Origin of the sequence: Streptomyces sp. NPDC002130 (assembly GCF_040296465.1) — a bacterium.
In the GTDB taxonomy this organism is placed as follows: Bacteria; Actinomycetota; Actinomycetes; order Streptomycetales; family Streptomycetaceae; genus Streptomyces.
Genome location: NZ_JBEOXI010000552.1, coordinates 1 through 2,469 on the forward strand (window position 1 = coordinate 1; position 2,469 = coordinate 2,469).

Genomic DNA, 2,469 nt, shown 5'->3' on the forward strand with positions numbered 1-2,469 from the left:
CGACATCGGCTTCCGCAATCTGGCCGACCCGGTCCGGATCGACTCGACGAACCCGGACGACCCGATGGGCCAGCTGGCGGTGGTGCTGCTGGCACTGTTCGGGCAGATGGAACGCACGTACGCGGTCGAGCGAGCCGCGCACGCCCGCACCGTGGCCACCGAGAAGGGCCGCCGCACCGGCCGGCCCAGCGTGGTCAGCGACGCCCAACTCGCCTACGCCACCCAGCTACGCGAGGGCGGCGCCACCATCGCCGAGATCACCGCGAAGACCGGACTGACCCGCTCGACCCTATACCGGCATCTGCCGCCCCGACAGTCCGAGACGCTTACCGCCGACACCGACCCGGACGAGGAGAAGCCCTCGCCGTCACCGGATCCGGCGGCGCCGCCCCCGACGACGGGATCGGCATGCCCGACCTGCGGGTATCAACCCACCACGCGTCGGGAACTGGTCCCGCACCGCGCCGACCTCGCCACCGTCTGGCTGCACCTCGACAAACGCGAGCACCTGCACAAGGCGCGGCACTGTGCCCGCTGTCAACCGCACGGCCACGTCGTGGTGGTCAGCTGCTCGAGGTGCGGTGACGGCCCGCTGCTCACCGGCTCCTCCAGCGACGACCCACCCCGACCGGTCCTGGCGTGGCTTGAACGTCACGAATGGACCACTACTCCAGAACTCGTCTGCGGCAACCACAACACGCGACGGCGACTCGATATCGAACCCCGCAAACGTTGATGCTCGCCAGCGGTGGCCCCCAACGGTGAAGCGCTGGGGCAACCGCAGCTCGGCGAGTGCGCCGGATCGTCCGCGGGGCACCGAGTCCGATACCTGCCGATCTATGCCGAGAGGCGCGTGATCTTGGCGAGGGTGTCGCCTAGCTTGTCGGCCGCAAGGTCGAGCTCGTAGCGGTCCTGGATGTTGAGCCAGAACTGGGCGCTGTTGCCGAACGCCTTGGCCAGCCGCAGCGCGGTGTCTGCGGTGATCGACCGCTTGCCGTGCACGATCTCGTTGATCCGCCGCGGCGGCACACCGATGATCGTGGCCAGGCGGTTCTGCGTGATGCCGAAAGGCTCGAGGAAGTCCTCGCGGAGGATCTCGCCGGGGTGAATGGGGCTCAGGTCTGTAGTCATTGTCGGTGTTCCTTTCCGTGGTCGGAGGTGTCGGTTCCGGGTGGTCAGTGGTAGTCGGTGATCTCCACGTCGTATGCTGCGGTGGCGCGCCAGATGAAACAGATGCGGTATTGATCGTTGATCCGGACGCTGTACTGGCCCACCCGGTCTCCGGAGAGCTTCTCCAGGCGGTTGCCTGGGGGCACCCGCAGGTCGTTGACGTCGGTGGCCGCCTCGATCAACAACAGACGCCGGCGCGCGATCCGCTGAATGTCCTGCGGGAGCTTCTTCGAGAACTGCCGGCGAAAGACTCGCTCGGTCTCCTTGTCGGCGAACGATTCGATCACCTCACCACTATAACGTACTGCGTTAATAACGCGCAACGTTACACGCGCGTTCGAGCGTCGGGACCAGCGCCGCAGTCACCTGCGGTCTTGTTCTCCGGGCAACGTTTTGCCCGGCCCTGCACTGTGCACGACTCGAGCGTGCACCGCACGACGGCCGAGACCGATCAGTGCGCCAGCCGCCGGATCGCTACGGACTGCGGGTTGCCGGCGTCGGTTGGCGGCCGAATCGGGATGCCGTAGTCCTTTGCGATTCGGCTCATCCGCGACACGCTGCGCCCCACCTCGTGTCCGAGGTCCCGCAGGGTTCGCCGCTGGGTGACGTACTGGTGGTGAAACCATGCCGGATCGACCGGCGGGCCTCCGGCGCTCGGCGCGATGCCGTGGTGTCGGGCCAGCCGACCGGTCACCTTCCGGCTGGCTCCGATCATCGCGGCGATCTCGGCGAGGGTGCGGCGTTGGACGCAGTAGAGGTCGACGAACTGCGCCCGGCTCAACGTTTCCTCTGCGGCGGTCTGGGCGACGCGTCGTTCGAACCGCTCTGCGGCAGTGGGTGATGCGGGAGCGGGATGGTTTTCGAGGAGGTGGCGGATCACGTCGAGGGTGGTGGCCAATTGCCGCGCGATCTCCGACAGCGCGGTGTGTTCGTGGCGGGTCAGGTCGTGGAGGGCGGCGAGGTCCACGGCGGCGGGGTTGGGTCCGGGCAGTTCGAGCCCGTCGAGCAGATGCAGGGGTGGATGCCAGTAGACGGGTTCCTCGTCCAGTCCGTGGTCGTCGAGGAAGCGGCGGGCCGCCTGGTCGAGCGGCCCGGACAGGGCGGGGGTGAGTGCGCGCGGAAATCCGGACAGTTTCGCGCGGACGTCGTAATCGTCTGCGAGGAACGGGGACTGGGACGCGGGGAGCCCGCTGAGTCGTTCGAACAGCAGGCCCCGGCACCCGCCGGAGTTAGCATCCGCTCATGACGACAAGCAACGGTTCCTCTCCCCTCGACGTCGAGATCGGTGCGCTGCAGGGC

Annotated in this window: 4 protein-coding genes; 1 reads left to right on the forward strand and 3 read right to left on the reverse strand. The window is 67.8% G+C overall.

Going from position 1 to position 2,469, the window contains the following annotated elements; genetic code table 11:
• The coding region (locus ABT116_RS42635; RefSeq protein ID WP_351646054.1) for a helix-turn-helix domain-containing protein at positions 1-736 on the forward strand (736 nt) is incomplete at its 5' end.
• A 101-nt stretch (positions 737-837) separates the two neighbouring features.
• Here the strand turns inward: ABT116_RS42635 and ABT116_RS42640 are convergent.
• The 3 genes from ABT116_RS42640 to ABT116_RS42650 all read right to left on the reverse strand — a co-directional run bounded on the left by ABT116_RS42640 (position 838) and on the right by ABT116_RS42650 (position 2,137).
• Positions 838-1,131 (reverse strand): HigA family addiction module antitoxin, encoded by a 294-nt coding sequence (locus ABT116_RS42640; RefSeq protein ID WP_003943405.1) that lies wholly within the window; start codon positions 1,129-1,131, stop codon positions 838-840.
• Between the two features lie 44 nt (positions 1,132-1,175).
• Positions 1,176-1,457: a type II toxin-antitoxin system RelE/ParE family toxin gene (locus ABT116_RS42645; RefSeq protein ID WP_003943404.1), complete on the reverse strand. Its 282-nt coding sequence runs from the start codon at positions 1,455-1,457 to the stop codon at positions 1,176-1,178.
• A gap of 164 nt (positions 1,458-1,621) precedes the next feature.
• On the reverse strand, positions 1,622-2,137 hold the full coding sequence (locus tag ABT116_RS42650; protein WP_351646064.1) for a hypothetical protein: 516 nt from the start codon (positions 2,135-2,137) through the stop codon (positions 1,622-1,624).
• Between the last annotated feature and the right edge of the window lie 332 nt (positions 2,138-2,469).

Coding starts and splice junctions, on each gene's coding strand:
- ABT116_RS42640 (WP_003943405.1), bottom strand. CDS start 1,131: ATGACTACAGACCTGAGCCCCATTCACCCCGGCGAGATCCTCCGCGAG.